This window comes from Parasphingorhabdus sp. NYA22, assembly GCF_976973735.1.
The window spans coordinates 2,236,140-2,251,871 of sequence record NZ_OZ333477.1; the positions used below are offsets into that span (position 1 = coordinate 2,236,140).

At 55.8% G+C, this 15,732-nt stretch carries 19 protein-coding genes; 9 read left to right on the top strand and 10 right to left on the bottom strand.

Annotated elements, in window-relative coordinates; genetic code table 11:
• Positions 1 to 110: 110 nt before the first annotated feature.
• The 4 genes from ACWFTY_RS10770 to ACWFTY_RS10785 form a co-directional block, all read right to left on the bottom strand.
• On the bottom strand, positions 111 to 1,136 hold the full coding sequence (locus tag ACWFTY_RS10770; RefSeq protein ID WP_447526882.1) for a nucleotidyltransferase domain-containing protein: 1,026 nt from the start codon (positions 1,134 to 1,136) through the stop codon (positions 111 to 113).
• On the bottom strand, positions 1,136 to 1,996 hold the full coding sequence (locus ACWFTY_RS10775; RefSeq protein WP_447524225.1) for an HprK-related kinase A: 861 nt from the start codon (positions 1,994 to 1,996) through the stop codon (positions 1,136 to 1,138). Before ACWFTY_RS10775 ends, ACWFTY_RS10770 begins: the two co-directional genes overlap by 1 nt.
• 8 nt (positions 1,997 to 2,004) lie before the next feature.
• Positions 2,005 to 2,289, bottom strand: coding sequence for an HPr-rel-A system PqqD family peptide chaperone (locus ACWFTY_RS10780; RefSeq protein ID WP_447524226.1), 285 nt, complete (start codon positions 2,287 to 2,289; stop codon positions 2,005 to 2,007).
• Between the two features lie 72 nt (positions 2,290 to 2,361).
• Positions 2,362 to 2,778, bottom strand: coding sequence for a hypothetical protein (locus tag ACWFTY_RS10785; RefSeq protein WP_447524227.1), 417 nt, complete (start codon positions 2,776 to 2,778; stop codon positions 2,362 to 2,364).
• Positions 2,779 to 3,014: 236 nt separating this feature from the next.
• Here ACWFTY_RS10785 and ACWFTY_RS10790 point away from each other — a divergent pair, with 236 nt between their 5' ends.
• From ACWFTY_RS10790 to phoB, 7 genes are all read left to right on the top strand, one after another.
• Positions 3,015 to 4,286, top strand: a complete 1,272-nt coding sequence (locus ACWFTY_RS10790; RefSeq protein ID WP_447524228.1) for a sensor histidine kinase — start codon at positions 3,015 to 3,017, stop codon at positions 4,284 to 4,286.
• Positions 4,287 to 4,467: 181 nt separating this feature from the next.
• Positions 4,468 to 5,511, top strand: coding sequence for a substrate-binding domain-containing protein (locus ACWFTY_RS10795; protein ID WP_447524229.1), 1,044 nt, complete (start codon positions 4,468 to 4,470; stop codon positions 5,509 to 5,511).
• A gap of 60 nt (positions 5,512 to 5,571) precedes the next feature.
• A complete protein-coding gene (gene pstC, locus ACWFTY_RS10800; RefSeq protein ID WP_447524230.1) occupies positions 5,572 to 6,957 on the top strand; it encodes a phosphate ABC transporter permease subunit PstC in 1,386 nt (461 codons plus the stop codon).
• Complete coding sequence (gene pstA, locus ACWFTY_RS10805) at positions 6,950 to 8,212, top strand: phosphate ABC transporter permease PstA (protein ID WP_447524231.1); 1,263 nt, start codon at positions 6,950 to 6,952, stop codon at positions 8,210 to 8,212. The genes pstC and pstA overlap by 8 nt, the downstream gene beginning before the upstream one ends.
• A gap of 53 nt (positions 8,213 to 8,265) precedes the next feature.
• Positions 8,266 to 9,063 (top strand): phosphate ABC transporter ATP-binding protein PstB, encoded by a 798-nt coding sequence (gene pstB, locus ACWFTY_RS10810; RefSeq protein ID WP_447524232.1) that lies wholly within the window; start codon positions 8,266 to 8,268, stop codon positions 9,061 to 9,063.
• A 25-nt stretch (positions 9,064 to 9,088) separates the two neighbouring features.
• Positions 9,089 to 9,820: a phosphate signaling complex protein PhoU gene (phoU, locus tag ACWFTY_RS10815; protein WP_447524233.1), complete on the top strand. Its 732-nt coding sequence runs from the start codon at positions 9,089 to 9,091 to the stop codon at positions 9,818 to 9,820.
• Complete coding sequence (phoB, locus tag ACWFTY_RS10820; protein ID WP_447524234.1) at positions 9,820 to 10,521, top strand: phosphate regulon transcriptional regulator PhoB; 702 nt, start codon at positions 9,820 to 9,822, stop codon at positions 10,519 to 10,521. The genes phoU and phoB overlap by 1 nt, the downstream gene beginning before the upstream one ends.
• 38 nt (positions 10,522 to 10,559) lie before the next feature.
• Here the strand turns inward: phoB and ACWFTY_RS10825 are convergent, their stop codons facing one another.
• Together ACWFTY_RS10825 and epsC are read right to left on the bottom strand one after the other, a co-directional pair.
• Positions 10,560 to 10,913 carry a DUF2794 domain-containing protein gene (locus tag ACWFTY_RS10825; protein ID WP_447524235.1) on the bottom strand — a complete coding sequence of 118 codons (354 nt, stop codon included), beginning with the start codon at positions 10,911 to 10,913 and terminating at the stop codon, positions 10,560 to 10,562.
• Positions 10,913 to 11,617, bottom strand: coding sequence for a serine O-acetyltransferase EpsC (epsC, locus tag ACWFTY_RS10830; RefSeq protein ID WP_447524236.1), 705 nt, complete (start codon positions 11,615 to 11,617; stop codon positions 10,913 to 10,915). The genes ACWFTY_RS10825 and epsC overlap by 1 nt, the downstream gene beginning before the upstream one ends.
• A 153-nt stretch (positions 11,618 to 11,770) precedes the next feature.
• Between epsC and ACWFTY_RS10835 the strand changes: the two genes are divergently transcribed.
• Positions 11,771 to 12,694: a hydrogen peroxide-inducible genes activator gene (locus ACWFTY_RS10835; protein ID WP_447524237.1), complete on the top strand. Its 924-nt coding sequence runs from the start codon at positions 11,771 to 11,773 to the stop codon at positions 12,692 to 12,694.
• A 9-nt stretch (positions 12,695 to 12,703) separates the two neighbouring features.
• Here ACWFTY_RS10835 and ACWFTY_RS10840 read toward each other — a convergent pair whose 3' ends face one another.
• The 3 genes from ACWFTY_RS10840 to pgsA are packed head-to-tail and all read right to left on the bottom strand — an operon-like array spanning position 12,704 to position 13,979.
• Positions 12,704 to 13,147 carry a molybdenum cofactor biosynthesis protein MoaE gene (locus ACWFTY_RS10840; protein WP_447524238.1) on the bottom strand — a complete coding sequence of 148 codons (444 nt, stop codon included), beginning with the start codon at positions 13,145 to 13,147 and terminating at the stop codon, positions 12,704 to 12,706.
• Complete coding sequence (gene moaD / locus ACWFTY_RS10845) at positions 13,144 to 13,407, bottom strand: molybdopterin converting factor subunit 1 (protein WP_447524239.1); 264 nt, start codon at positions 13,405 to 13,407, stop codon at positions 13,144 to 13,146. The genes ACWFTY_RS10840 and moaD overlap by 4 nt, the downstream gene beginning before the upstream one ends.
• Positions 13,407 to 13,979 carry a CDP-diacylglycerol--glycerol-3-phosphate 3-phosphatidyltransferase gene (pgsA, locus tag ACWFTY_RS10850; RefSeq protein WP_447524240.1) on the bottom strand — a complete coding sequence of 191 codons (573 nt, stop codon included), beginning with the start codon at positions 13,977 to 13,979 and terminating at the stop codon, positions 13,407 to 13,409. The genes moaD and pgsA overlap by 1 nt, the downstream gene beginning before the upstream one ends.
• Before the next feature lie 162 nt (positions 13,980 to 14,141).
• On the opposite strand from pgsA, the gene ACWFTY_RS10855 reads away from it, so the two are divergent.
• Positions 14,142 to 15,428 (top strand): MFS transporter, encoded by a 1,287-nt coding sequence (locus ACWFTY_RS10855; RefSeq protein WP_447524241.1) that lies wholly within the window; start codon positions 14,142 to 14,144, stop codon positions 15,426 to 15,428.
• 18 nt (positions 15,429 to 15,446) lie between these two features.
• Here ACWFTY_RS10855 and ACWFTY_RS10860 read toward each other — a convergent pair whose 3' ends face one another.
• Positions 15,447 to 15,641 carry a hypothetical protein gene (locus ACWFTY_RS10860; RefSeq protein ID WP_447524242.1) on the bottom strand — a complete coding sequence of 65 codons (195 nt, stop codon included), beginning with the start codon at positions 15,639 to 15,641 and terminating at the stop codon, positions 15,447 to 15,449.
• Positions 15,642 to 15,732 lie beyond the last annotated feature (91 nt).

Sequence of the window (15,732 nt, forward strand, 5' to 3'; positions counted from 1 at the left end):
TCCGGGAAAAGTTGGTCTATAGCGGCCACTTCATGGCCATTTGCAGCGGTTAATGCCATGCAAAGCGGGCTTAAGCCAGCCCGTTTATTTACCTAATGGCGGGTCTTATTTTACGGCTTTCCGGCTTTTCGCCATTTGGTCCACAGATGCCGCGCCAGCATCAAAGGTGGCATCCGCAGCCAGTGGGAACGGACATAGAATGCAAAGCGGGTAAATTTGCGTGTTTCGCGACCATATCCGTCGCGGGCAAGCAAACGACGAACATAAAGAGAGTCAGTCAACGCAGGGCGGCCAGCCAGAGAAGGATCAACCGGCGTATCATATAGCGCGGCGGCAAGGCGCAACGCCCGCGCCAGTTCGTCGACCAGCCCGTGAACCTTTGCGCGACTATCCAACTGCGCCCAGAATTCCTCGTCCGCTGCAGAAAAGTCCCGCAGCAGATGATTGATGTCCCACAGATTCCGCAAGCCGCCCGCCAGATCGCCGTCGGCAAACAAATGGCCGATGGAATGCAGCACCATATCGGCGGGGGCCATCACATATAGCCCATTGTCCAATCGAACCGCGCTGTTCAATATTGCCCCTGCATTCGGTGTCGGACCAGCGGTCAGCGGCAAAATCGTGTGGTGGACGTCGATCATCCGGTCGCGCTCGCGATGAATCAGAGGCGGCAGTTCGTGCATGTGATCGCGATAATATTGATCATCATAGGGATCGGGTTTGACCCATTCCCAACCGGCGTCAAGCAAGGCGGTTTCAACGACCGTCAGATCTTCCCGGGCAACCATGATATCGAGATCGCCGATGCTGCGCCCCACGCCGGCGGACATGTTCGCCGCAACGTAAGCAGTGCCCTTCATCAGAACGATCTTGCCGGGATAATCGGCGAGCGCTCTTTGCGCACAATCCGCTTCCCACAGAGCCTGACTGCGCGCCAGATCATGCGCCTCAATGGCATCCTGCAGAACCGCGCGAACGCGATCTGGCACGGTCACTTGTTTGAGCCGGTGGGCGAGCGAACCAATCAAGGATTCCGCCCGCGCTATGCTGATCAGGTCAGTCCACTGGCTGCCGTTCAGCGCCTCGGCGCTTGCCGGTTCCCGCAGAGCATCGACCAAAGGACGGGCGTCGCGCATCATGGCAACTGGCTCCACAGGCTGTCGATCAGTTCTTCCGCCTGTTCAACCGATTGATAATCCATTGCCCTGGTAGGGACCTGATCGACGAACCGCGTCAAGGCATGAAAACCCGCCTCGCCGAGCGCGACATAATTGGTCGAAGCCTGGGTCAGCCGGACGAATATCTCCGCTTGCCCCATATCGCGCAATTCGGGGGCATGACCAAAGCGGGGGAAGAGCAGCAGTGCCGGCCTGGCGGTTTCATCCATTCGGGCGATCGCTTCTTTCGGCGGGACGAGATGGCGAATATCGCCTTTGGGCGTGGCCTTCATTTCCGGGCCGAAACGGTTCGCCGGCGCCAGCTGCTGCATCGCCTCGACAGCTTTGTTCTTCAGGCTGATAAGGCGCGGAAATGGTGTAATTTCGCCGGTATCCAGGCTGAGCAAGGCAAATTCATCGCCCATGAACCGCCAGCCTCTTTCGGCCAGCATCCCCGACAAGGTTGATTTCCCCGAGCCGGACAGGCCGGTCATGATCAGTGCCTTGCCCTCCTTTTCGACGCTGCTGGCATGGAGCAGCAAATGCCTTCGCCAGCCAAGCGCCATTTGCAGGTTCATGCCCATTTCGGCGGCCAGCAGTCCCTGGGTTAGCGGCAATGGCGCGGCATCGGGCAGCCAGAAGTCACCGCCGATATGCACCGAGGGACGAATATGGCGCCGCCATGGCTTTTCCGGTTCAAGACGAACCGTGAAATCAACATGTTCGCCGGTCGGCTGCGGATAATCTTGGTATAGTGCCTCCAATTGTTCCAGCGGCTCACGCCATGCCGAAGCAATCCGGAACGCGGCAGGTCCGATTTTGAGCAAGATCTGATGCATCCCGCCCATCAGCCGGATACTCGCGATACCAGACCCAATGTGCGCAGCTCGTCGAGACGGGCAATCACTATATCTTCCGCATCCACGCTGGTCTCAAGGTCGAACAATGCCGTCAGTCGTGCTGCAATTTCACCAGCGGTCAGCGGCGCATCGTCCATCACCTCGATTATCGCGGGCGCAGGGTCGGCAAGCATATGGGTGATTCCGGACGGTCGGTGATATAACAGCATCATGCTGTCCAGATCATGCCAGATCAGATCATCTTTCGGCGCAGCCCGATATTTCTGGGTCATGATGGATTACCTGCGAATCTGTTACGACATAGCGATATGATAGCAGGCAAACGTTAAAATTCGTGGGTTATATCAGCGCGGCATCTGCAGCGAAGCATAGCATGTGAACCCGCTCTGCCCGGATTGCAGCCGGCGGATATAATTCACATAGGCCTGCGACTGGTCATAGGAGGTGCCCGGAAGCGTCCGTCCGTTCATCGCCTGGAGTACTTCTTCACCGGTAAAATTGCGCCCTGCTGCCGGAAAAGCACCTGGCGTGTCGGCCGTGACAACCGTGCCGTCGGCTGCGATATAGCCGCCTGCCGCATGGTTGCCGGGAACCGGGATTTCGCAATTGAGCACCGAACCCGCGGTCTGGGCCAATGCCGGCTTGATACTGACCACTGCAGAGGCCGTGATCGCGCCCATCATCAAGGCGCGACGGCGGGTTACGATACCGTTTTTCTGGCCAGTTTCGACTGACGATTCGGAAGGAAGGCCCTCTTTCATCGAATTTCCATCCATGGTTTCTCTTGCTTCAGATATCCGCACATAAGCAGAAATCGGGTAAAAAGCGAGCAATCACTCCCTCGCCGATATCCCCGTCTATATTCGGGACATAGACATGGAAATCGTTAATATCGCCTATATTTTACAGCACCCTGTTTTGACGCCGAAACATTCCCGTTGCCGATCCAGCCCTGCACCGCTTAAATAGCCGCTATGAAAATGCCAGAATCGACCAGATGACTTCGGTGTCCCCTTTTCGCTTGCTGGTTGCCCTGGCATTCATTGTCGGAGGCGGCATTCTTGCGGGCCAGTTGTCGCAATCCGGTCCGCAGTTCATTGTCGTCATCGTCTCCGGAGCAATCGCCTTGTTCACAGTCTTGCAGGACCGGCCTGCTCCGCCCTTGCCAGACCCGGCAGCGCTGGAGCGGCAGCGTAAACGGATCCTCTATCAGGGCCGGTCGGAAGCCTATCAGGATATTATCGACCCGATTACCGATCCGATTATGCTGATACGCAATGCAAAGGTGGCCGCAGCCAATCCTGCAGCGGCCCATGTTCTGGGAGATCATATTGTCGGCGAGGATGTGCGGATCGCCATTCGCCACCCCGCTGCGGCTGACCGGCTCGCCAATCCGGATGCGAAGCACACAGGCGAGCCTATCCTGCTTGTCGGCGTCGGCAGCACCGATCAAAGATGGGAATTGCGAATTCATACGCTGCAGGATGGTCTGAAACTGGTCCAGCTTTCGGATCGCAGCAGCCGCTATGCAGCCGAGAGAATGCGCACCGATTTTGTCGCCAATGCCAGCCATGAATTGCGTACGCCATTGGCCGCGATCAAAGGATTTCTGGAAACGCTGGAAGACCCCAAGGCCGGCAAGGATGATGCGACCCGCGCCCGTTTCCTGAAAATCATGTATGATGAAGCCGACCGCATGCAGCGCCTGATTGAAGATCTGATGTCGCTCTCCCGGATCGAGGCGGAAAAATTCGAACTGCCCTCCGACAAAATCGACCTGAGCGAACTGGTCGAGGAAGCCCGCAATTTTTACATCAACAGCCGCGGCAAAAAGGAAAATGAAATACAGGTCCATCTGCCGGCCAATATACCGATGATCCATGGCGACCGCGCGCAATTGGCGCAGGTCGTCAACAATCTGCTGAGCAATGCGTTCAAATACGGAAAAAAAGGGACGCCGGTCAAAATTAATGTCGCGCCCAACAAAGCCGGGACGATGTTATATCTTGCCATTAGCGATCAGGGGGATGGCATTGCCCCCGAACATATTCCCCGGCTCTCCGAACGTTTCTATCGCGTTGACAAAGGGCGCAGCAAATCGATCGGCGGGACAGGACTTGGCCTTGCCATCGTCAAACATATTTCCGAACGGCACGGCGGACGGATGGAAATTACCAGCGAAGTAGGCCGCGGCACGACGGTCTCCGTGCTGCTGCCGATCGCGAATAATAGTCTGGGCGTAGATCCTGTCGAAAAGAGCGTTGATTGACCAATGCCCGCCGGAATTTTCTTTCCGGAAAAGCCCGTTCTTCACCTCTGTCACATTTTCGTAATATAACTGTAACGAACAGGACATTGCACCTCCCTAAAAGCCTCCCCAACAAGCCTGTTAATCCGGCCCTTGGTGCTTATCGCCATGGATCGAGCGCAGATGAATTAGGAATTTTTGAATGTTAAGAACACTCGCGCTCGTGACGATCGCTTCTTTTGGGCTATCCGCCTGTCAGGATCAGGCTTCCGGCGGCCAGGGCGGCACTCGCAGTGAGATCCGGATTGTCGGATCGTCTACCGTTTTCCCCTTTGCAAAAGCAGTGGCCGAACAATTCAGCATCAACGGAGCCAATCCGTCTCCGATTCTCGAATCGACCGGTACCGGCGGCGGCATGAGCCTGTTCTGCGCTGGCGTCGGAGCAGACACTCCCGATATCGCCAACGCCTCCCGCCGGATCAAAGCGTCCGAATTTGAATTGTGCCAGAGCAATGGTGTCACCGAAATCGTAGAGGTACAGGTCGGCATCGACGGCATAGCCATTGCTCAGGCAAATAACGGCGTCTCCTTTTCGCTGACCCCGGCACAGATATACAAAGCCATTGCCGAACGGCCGTTCGGAAAAGAAAATACAGCAAAAAAATGGTCGGATATTGATCCGTCGCTGCCGGATTTTGCGATCAGCGTTTACGGGCCGCCTTCAACGTCGGGCACGCGCGATGCGCTCACCGAACTGATCATGGAAGTCGGATGTGTTACCGATCCGGCGACAAAAGCGCTCAAGGATAGCGACAAAGAGGCTTTTAATGCCGTCTGTCATGAAGTGAGAGCCGATGGCGCCTATGTGGATGCCGGTGAAAATGACAATCTCATCGTCCAGAAGCTGAAAGCCAATCCGAATAGCGTGGGCATTTTCGGTTATAGTTTTCTGGAAGAGAATCTCGACAGCGTGCGGGGCATTTCGGTTTCAGGCGTCAATCCGACTTATGAAGCCATTGCTTCAGGAGAATATCCCGGTGCGCGGCCGCTCTATGTTTATGTGAAGAACCAGCATGTCGGCGTCATCCCGGGGCTTCGCGAATATATGCTGGAGTTCATCAACGCGGGAACCCGCGACGGTTATCTGGTTAAAGCCGGATTGATTGCTTCGCCAGACAATGTACGTGAGAAAATGACCGATGTGGTCCGCAACATGACACCGCTTGCCATTGGCGAACTTAAATAGGCACGCCTGAGCGGGCGTTACGTTTTAGATGATATTGATGCAGGGGCGGAACCAGATATTGTGACAAGTGCAACGCTTCTTTTTCTCGTAATCGGCCTGGGTCTGGTCGCGTGGTTTTTTGGTCGCCTGAAGGCTTCCGGAATGCAAGCGGGCGGCAAGACATCCCGATCTGCGCTGCATTCGCTGCCGAGCTATCATGGCTGGTATGTCGCTTTGTGGGCGATCGTTCCCGCCGCAATTTTCATGATGGTCTGGAGCTTTGTCAGCCCGGCGCTGATAACCGATGCCGCGCTGACCAGCGCTGCAGCGGCGGGACTGCCGCAAGACGGTTTCTCCCGGGCGGCGATTCTGTCCGAGGCCCGCGCCATTGCCTATGGCAATCAGGTCAATGCCTTCAATCCGCTGTCCCAATCGATGGTCGAGCCTTATCGCGACGCCATTTCCTATTACCAGATGATCGGGGCGGTTGCGGCGCTGCTCATGGTATTTGCTTGCGGCGTTTACGCCTGGCTTCAGATCAAGCCGGATCTGAGAGCGCGCACAAAAATCGAACGTGTGACGATGCTGGTCCTGTTGCTCGCATCGCTGATCGCAATCGTTACCACCGTTGGCATTTTTCTGTCGCTGGTGTTCGAATCCGCCCGCTTCTTCTCCATGGTTTCACCGATAGACTTTCTGTTCGGCACCGAATGGAATCCGAAAGCGGTCGCCGGACCGAGAGGCGAGACCGGGTTTGGCGCCATTCCGCTTTTCTGGGGTACGGTTTTCATCGGCGCGATAATCGCGATGATCGTGGCGATCCCGCTAGGCCTGATGAGCGCCATCTATCTCACCCAATATGCGCCTGCGAAATTCCGTGCCTGGATGAAACCGATACTGGAGGTTCTCGCCGGAGTACCGACGGTGGTCTATGGCTATTTCGCAGCCTTGACCGTAGCGCCTGCGCTGCGCGATTTTGCAGTCTCGATCGGGATCACCAGTGCCTCTTCGGAATCTGCTCTGGCCGCCGGTGTGGTGATGGGCATCATGATCATTCCGTTCGTCTCTTCAATGGCTGATGACAGTATTGCCGCGGTACCCAGCGCGATGCGCGACGGTTCGCTGGCGATGGGCGCGACCCATAGCGAGACCATCAAGAAGGTCCTGATCCCCGCCGCTTTGCCGGGTGTCGTGGGCGGTGTCCTGCTCGCCGTAAGCCGCGCGATCGGCGAAACGATGATCGTTGTGATGGCGGCCGGTCTTGCTGCCAATATGACCGCCAATCCCTTTTCCAGTGTTACCACTGTTACGACACAAATTGTCCAACTGCTCACCGGTGATCAGGAATTTGACAGTCCGAAGACACTGGCGGCTTTTGCCCTGGGACTGGTCCTGTTTATCGTAACCCTGCTGCTCAACCTCATCGCCTTGCGCGTGGTCAAAAAATATCGGGAAGCATATGAATAGTCTCACCGACATGAAGCGCAACCCGACCGACTGGCAGGGCACGGCGATGCAAAAGCGTATCGCCCGGCGCTATGCCGCCGAACGGCGATTCAAGGCTTTGGGCATGGCTGCAGTCATGCTGTCCGCTGGTTTTCTGGCTTTTCTGCTGGTGGTCATGGTTGGCAACGGCTTCCGCGGCTTTACCCAGACCGAATTGCCGGTCGAGATAGATTTTCCTGCGGTGACCGGAGGCGCATCGCCCAGCCAGTTTGAAGGACCGAATGCAAATGCCAATTTGCAGTCCATGGGGCTGCGCGAAATTGTCGATAGCAGTATCGAAATCCAATATGGACCGGACGGCACCGATCTGTTCTCGCCGGGTGGCTGGACAGCAGTCAACGCAATGATCCTGAATAATCCGGATATTGTCGGGGAGAAGACCACGATATATCTGCCGGTTATTTCGGATATCGATGTCGCCTACAAGGACGCGGGCAATCCTGAATCCGAACAGAAGGTCCGCGAGCTGGGAGATCAACTATCGACCGGCTTCAACTGGAATTTCCTCAGCCATTCCGATGCTACGGACCCGATGCAAGTAGGCATCTGGGGGGCGTTCAAAGGCTCGCTGATCACCATGATCGTGACCTTGCTCCTGGCTTTCCCGGTCGGCGTGTTGGCGGCGCTCTATCTTGAGGAATATGCACCGAAAAACCGGCTGACCGACCTGATCGAGGTTTCGATCAATAATCTGGCAGCGGTGCCGTCGATCATCTTCGGTCTGCTGGGGCTGGCCGTGTTCCTGAACTTTTTCGGGATGCCGCGATCCGGTGCACTGGTTGGCGGCCTGACTTTGGCGCTGATGACCATGCCGGTGATTGTCATTTCCGGACGCAACGCGGTAAAAGCGGTGCCGCCTTCGATCCGTGAAGCCGCGCTGGGCATCGGTGCGAGCCCGCTGCAGGTGGTGTTTCATCACGTATTGCCGCTCGCGCTTCCCGGTATATTGACCGGCACCATAATCGGCATGGCCCGGGCGCTGGGCGAGACCGCGCCGCTGCTGATGATCGGCATGCGCGCCTTCATTGCCACACCGCCCAGCGGCATCACCGATCCGGCAACGGTATTGCCTGTCCAGATATTCCTGTGGTCGGATGAAGTCGATCGCGGCTTTGTCGAGAAAACATCCGCAGCGATCATCGTGCTATTGCTGTTCCTGCTGACGATGAACGCGCTGGCCATCTATCTGCGCAACCGTTTTGAAACCCGCTGGTAGGTGCAATGATGAATGATGACCAGACAATGCAAAAACCGAGTGAAAGCGTAAATATGACAGATTCGGCCAAGACAGATATGACAAGCGAAGCCGGCACGCCGAAAATGACGGCTCGTCATGTCGACGTTTTCTACGGCGACAAGCAGGCGATCAACGACGTATCCATCGATGTAAACATGGATAGCGTCACTGCCTTCATCGGCCCGTCCGGCTGCGGCAAGTCGACCTTTTTGCGCTGCATGAACCGGATGAATGACACGATCCCGATCGCCCGGGTCACCGGCGATATCCAGCTGGAAGGCGAAGATATTTACGCACCGCAAATGGATGTTGTCCAGTTGCGGGCGCGGGTCGGCATGGTTTTCCAGAAACCGAACCCCTTCCCCAAGTCTATCTATGACAATATCGCTTATGGCCCGCGTATCCATGGCCTCGCCACCGGCAAGGACGAACTGGACAATATCGTCGAATCCTCTTTGCAGCGCGCCGGTCTCTGGGGCGAGGTCAAGGATCGGCTGCTGGATAGCGGCACCGCTTTGTCGGGTGGCCAGCAACAGCGCCTGTGTATCGCACGCGCGATCGCGGTTGATCCCGAGGTGATCCTGATGGACGAGCCCTGCTCTGCGCTCGATCCGATCGCGACCGCAAAGATCGAAGAACTGATCCATGAATTGCGCGGCAAATATGCGATCGTTATCGTAACGCATAATATGCAACAGGCCGCGCGCGTATCTCAGAAAACGGCGTTTTTCCACCTTGGAACCTTGGTGGAATATGGCGAAACGACCGATATTTTCACCAATCCGCGGGAAGAAAAAACGCGGGATTATATCACCGGACGTTACGGCTGATATCTCGAAGTTTAGGAACTCAAAAATGGTCAACACTGGCACAGAGCATACGGTCAAAGCCTTCGATTCCGACATTAATGAATTGCGCGGGATGGTTGCGGAAATCGGCGGACGCAGCGAGCAGGCGATTGCCAAGGCGATGCGCGCGCTGGAAAACAGCGATCTCGAACTGGCAGAAGAAGTCGTCCGGGAAGACAAGCTGATCGACGAACTCGAAAAGCGTATCGACGAGCTGACATTCCAGACGATCGCGCTGCGGGCGCCAATGGCCGACGACCTCAGGGAATTGATCGCAACGTTCAAGATCTCCGGAGTGGTTGAACGGATTGGCGATTACGCCAAGAATATCGCCAAACGGGTGCCGCTGGTGACAAAGACACACCGCCTGACACCTATTTCGCTGCTGCCATCCATGTCGAAAATTGCCAGCGAATTGGTGCGGGACTCGCTCGATGCCTTTGCCCGTCGCGATGCGGAACTGGCGATGGAAGTGAACCGGCGCGACCAGATCGTCGATGATTTCTACAACAGCATCTTCCGCGCCGTGATCACCCATATGATCGAAAACCCAAAGGACATTGGCGAGGCAGCGCATCTGTTGTTCATTGCCAAGAACCTGGAACGTATTGGCGACCATGCCACCAATGTCGCCGAGATGGTCTATTTCGCCGCGACCGGTGAGCCGATGCCGGAGCGGACCCGCGGCGAGAATCCGACGACGCCGCTCGATAACGCGCTCAGCGACGAGGCCGACTGATGGTAAATGCCAAATTATTGCTGGTCGAAGATGATGCCGCGCTTGCGGAGCTGTTGACCTGGAACTTCAAAAAAGAAGAATATGACGTCATCCACACACCGGATGGCGAGGAAGCGTTGCTGCTGGTGCAGGAACATCGCCCGGACGTGATCTTGCTCGACTGGATGCTGGAAAGCCTCTCCGGTATCGAGGTCTGTCGCAGGCTGCGCCGTTCCTCGGAAACCGCCAATATCCCGATCATCATGCTGACCGCACGCGGTGAGGAAGAAGACAAAATCCGCGGCCTCGAAACCGGGGCGGACGATTATATCACCAAGCCTTTCAGCCCACGCGAGCTGATCGCTCGGGTCAAAGCCGTGTTGCGCCGGGTGCGTCCCGCTCTGGCTGGTGAAAAACTCAGCTTTGGTGACCTGGAAATGGACACCGTCGGCCACAAGGTCAAACGCGGCGGCGACACAATCCCGCTCGGCCCGACAGAATTTCGCCTGCTTCGCCATTTCCTGGAACATCCCAACTGGGTATTCTCCCGCGAGCGGCTGCTCGACAGCGTTTGGGGGCAGGATAGCGATATCGAACTGCGCACCGTCGACGTCCATATCCGGCGGCTCAGAAAAGCGCTGAACGCCAATGACCGTTCCGACATCATCCGTACCGTCCGATCGGCGGGCTATGCACTGGATACCGATGCTGTAGAAGGTTAGTTTTTCGACCTGTCCCGCACAAGCTCAGAATTGATCTGCTAGTCAGCGACCAGTTTCATAAGCTTGCGCTCGACCGGCGCCAGCACGCCGGCAAGATCATGGCCGCGTTTCAATATCTGCCCCTGTTCACCGTGCAGAGTCCACATACCTTGCCGGTTGCGCTCGGACGGGCGCTTCTCGATCCGGATCTGGGGACGTTCAGAAGCGCGGCGGAAGGCTGCGAATATTGCGACATCCCTGCGCATGTCCATAGCATAGTCTTTCCAGTGACCGGCAGCGACCATACGGCCGTAGAGGCTGAGGATGCGCTCCATTTCGCGGCGCTCGAATCCCACCTGCGACGGGGTTCCCCGCTGTGGAAAAGGCGATATGTTGGAATCGCTGAAACGCATCAAGCGCTATCGCGTCCCTTTGTTTTGATTGCATCACCGTCGCCGTTCCGCTCTTTGGCGAAGGCGGCGATCCGTTTCTGCAATTGTTCCATTTCACACTGGAGAATTTCCAGCTTCTGCGTCGACGGGTCAAAAATTTCGCTGCAGGGCGTCCCGTAGGGAACAAATTCTTTCTGATATTCTTTTGCCTCGACCAAAGTCGGCCGGGCGCGAACACCAACCATCGTGGCACCTTCCGGTACATCCTGAGTGACCACGGCATTGGCGCCAACTCGTGCCCTTTTGCCGACTGTGATCGGACCGAGGACCTGGGCACCGGATCCCAAAATAACGTCATTTTCAATGGTCGGATGGCGTTTTCCGCCAACACCATTGGTGGGGTTGGTACCGCCCAGCGTAACGCATTGATATATGGTCACGTTATCACCGATGAGCGCGGTCTCGCCAATCACGGTAAAGCCATGATCGATAAACAGATGCCGGCCGATTTTTGCACCCGGATGGATGTCGATTGCCGTCAAAAAGCGCGAGATGTGGTTGATCAGCCGTGCGAAGAAATAAAGCTCGCCTTTGAACAGCCAATGCGCGAACCGGTGCAGGCCGATAGCCAGCACACCAGGATAGAGCAGCACTTCCCAGCGCGATCGCGGGGCCGGGTCGCGGGCCTTGATGGAATCCAGATAAGCGCCAAGTTCCCGAAACATATATTTCCTCCGGATGTTGCGAAGACCATAAACTAGGCACGACACGCTCGGATTTCCAGTTCTTTCTTGCAACGTAAATCGGATGATGCTTTTCAAAAGCCTCATAATCACTATATTAGATCAATACCTTTCTACTGATCGAAAGTCTCGATAATGTCGACCTACCTGCCCACGCTCAAACAATTGCAATACCTGGTGGCGCTGAAAGAACATGGCCATTTCGGTAAAGCGGCGGAATCCTGCTTCGTTACCCAGTCCACCTTGTCGGCCGGCATCAAGGAACTGGAAGCCCTGCTCGATATCGTGCTGGTCGAGCGTACCCGCCGGGTTGTCCGTTTTACCGAACTGGGTAACCAGATGGTAGAGAAGGCCTATCGGATCTTGCGCGAGGCAGAAGAGCTGTCCGAAATGGCGCGATCTGCGGGCAAACCGCTGGCGGGCGATATACGGATGAGCGTGATTCCGACAATCGCACCCTTTCTTTTGCCGCGTCTGCTGCCGCAACTGCGCAAGGAACGACCGGAACTGAAACTCTATCTGAAAGAGGAAACCAGTCAGGCGGCTTGCGATTCGCTACATCATGGGCATGCCGATTGCGTCTTGCTGGCGCAGCCCTTCCCTTGCGGCGATGTCGAGTCCGAAGTGCTGTTCAGCGATGAAATATTCGTAGCATTCCCGAAAGATGATCCCCGCGATCCTCCGGCCCAGGTTGATCCGGCGACAATCGACGAGACCCAGTTGCTGCTCCTCGAAGACGGCCATTGCCTGAAAGATCATGCGCTGGCGGCCTGCAACCGCCCCGAATTGAGAGCCTCCGCCCGGATGATGGGAACGTCATTGCACACATTGGTGCAAATGGTCGACAATGGTCTTGGCCTGACCCTGCTGCCGAAGATGGCAATCGACAGCGGAATATTGAACCACACGAATATTGTTGCGCGACCGCTCAAATCGGATCGGGCCACGCGTGACATCGCTCTGGTCTGGCGCAAGAACAGTCCACGGCGCAGCGAGTTTCAGCTGCTGGCGGAGATCATGAAGGGTGCTCAGCACTGGGTTTCGAAAAACCAGTCATAATTCTCGTGGTTATTTCTGCCACTTTTCCGATGCATCGACGTCGGATGCGCGCTCTTCCACCCATTTTGTTGCACCGTCGGTCCGGGTCTCTTTCTTCCAGAATGGCGCCACCGTCTTCAGCTTGTCCATGATGAAGGAGCAGGCTTCGATCGCCGCCCCGCGATGATCGGATCCGGTCACCACCAGCACGATATTCTCGCCGACTGACAATGTGCCCACACGGTGGATGATCGTGACGGCGTGGAGCGGCCAGTCGGACAGCGCGGTTTTGGCAATCTTCGTGAGTGCCTTGTCGGTCATCGCCGGATAATGTTCCAGTTCGAGCGATTGCAGGTTGCCGTCGTCGCGAACCTGGCCGACAAAGCTGGCGATTGCGCCGCCGCCCTGCCCGGCGACTTTCGCCGTTTCGACGCCGATGTCGAAATCTGCCGAACCGACTTCGATCCTGATCATCCGCCCGTTACCGGCGGGAAAATAGCCAGTTCCTGAGCCGATCCGATCGGCGACGCTGGGACGCCATAATCCTGATCGAGTGCGAAACGCAGTTTTGCAATGTCGGCGAAGATATCGGCATAGACGTCGCCTCGGGCGACAAGCATATTCAATACATCGCTGATGGTCTCGATCCCGTCGCCGAGTTTTACCTGTTCCTGATCCACGCCAAGCCGTTCCCGCACCCAGGCAAAATAGACTATGTCGAGCGAGCGATCCATCAGTCCATATGCTTCAGGCCGACGCGCAGATAATCCCATCCGGTGATCAGGGTTAGAATCGCTGCTGCCCAGAGCGTCCACAAGCCGACGGTCTGCACAATCGGGAAATGCGGCAAGCCGCCCGCGAGGATCAGAGCACCGAGCGAAATCATCTGAAATCCGGTTTTCCATTTGGCCAGTTGCGACACGGGAACGCTGACCTGCAATCCGGCAAGAAACTCGCGGAGACCCGAGACGGTGATTTCCCGCAACAATATGACAATCGCGGCTATGGTATGCCATCCATTAATATCCCGCGTGAATATCAACATCAGCACCACTGCGGCGACCATGATCTTGTCGGCAATCGGATCCAGAAAGATCCCCAGCTTGGATACCGTTCCCTGCGACCGGGCGAGATAGCCGTCGAAATAATCAGTAATCGCCATCAGGCAATACAGCCCGAAGGCGAGCAAATAGTCGATCGGCAAAGGCTGTGACCGAGCCGACTCGAAGTTCGGCCAGAGCAGAAAAACCAGAATCGGCACCGCAAATATCCGCGAGAGTGTCAATATGTTCGGCAAGTTCAGCATGCTGGCTCTCGCATAAACAGATTTCCCCGAAATGAAAATTGTTTCAATCAACTAGAGTGGAAATTCGTCGCGGGTGCTTCGGTCAATCGATTTGACGCCGGGGCTGAATGGGCTAAGGATACGGCAACGCTCATTTTTCGCTCGAAAAGAGATTTTCACTTTATGCAAAATACTGCGCATTTGCTGCGAACTAGAAGGTTTTTGCCGCTGTTCCTCACCCAGCTGCTCGGGGCATTTAACGACAATCTCTTCAAATTCTCGATGGTCATTCTGGTGACCTACAATATTTACGAAAGTGAATCCGAAGATTTCGCATTCAATGCGCTCGCTTCCGGCCTGTTCATTCTGCCTTTCTTCCTGTTTTCCTCGCTAGCGGGCCAGTTGGCGGACAATTACGACAAGGCGCGAATCACACGATTTGTAAAAACGTTGGAGATATTCATTGCCGTTGTCGGCGGCGTTGGGCTCTGGCTGCATTCGATTCCCATCATGCTGACCGCCCTGTTTCTCCTCGGCCTGCAATCCACTTTCTTCGGTCCGATAAAATATGCCATTCTGCCGCAACATTTGGAGAAAGACGAAGTACTAGCCGGTACCGGGCTGGTCGAAGCAGGAACCTATATCGCGATTCTTGCGGGTACGATTCTCGGCGGTATCATCATCGACCGTAATGGAAACGGAGTCGAAATTGCGGTTGTCGCGGTCTTTGTCGTGGCGCTCATCGGGCGTGTCGCGGCCCAGTTCATGCCGCCGGCCCCAGCGCAAAAAGAAGTCGAGAAGATCGATTTCAATTTTGTCCGCTCTTCGATCCGGCTGATATCCGCCACCTTGCACGTGCGCAGATTATATCTTGCGATCATCGCCATCAGCTTTTTCTGGACCATCGGATCGGTCATGATCATTCAATTTCCGCCACTGGTGGAAAATGTTCTCACAGCGACACCGCAGGTTGCCAGTCTTTTTCTGGGGGTGTTCTCGATCGGCATTGCCATCGGGTCGGTTCTGGTCAACCGGCTGTTGAAGAGCGAAGTCTCGGCGCGTTTTGCCCCGGCCAGCGTCATCATGATGGGTGTTTTCGTGCTTATTTTATTCTTCATAGCCCGCAGTTGGCAGGGTCTGCCTGATGGCCAGCTCTATACATTCGAAACCTTCATCGTCCATGAAGGGGCCTGGGCGCTGCTCGGTACGCTGGGCGGCGTGTCAATATTCGGCGGCATGTTTGTTGTCCCCTTATACGCTTTTCTGACCACGACGGTCGACATCAGCCAGACCGCCCGCACTATTGCCGCCAATAATGTCGTCAATTCCGGATGTATGGTTATGGGCGCGCTGGTCGCGCTGGGGCTGAGCATGCTGGGCGTTTCCACGACAGAACAGCTTTTGCTGGTTGCCGCCATGTGTCTGGTAGCAGCATGGCTGGGCGAGCAACTCCATCGCGCGTGCGACTAATCGGTCACCGAATCCGATTCAGACGATGAACATGTAAAAGGCAGTAAAGAAAGCAAGGAAGCTAAGCAGAAACAGGCTGATGTCTTCCCCGAATCCTTTTTGCTTTGCAGTGGATACTCTATCCAGATCATGCTCTTCTCTCGCAATGCCTATGATTTTTTCCGGCAAACTGCGGCGAAAGCTATGTCTTGCGACCTCGTCGGTCAGAGCCAATGTTCTCAATCTATCTCTATCCATGGCGCTGGTTAACAACTTGTTAGCTATATATTCCAGAGCGAAATTCACGTCCGTGGTTAACGTCTTG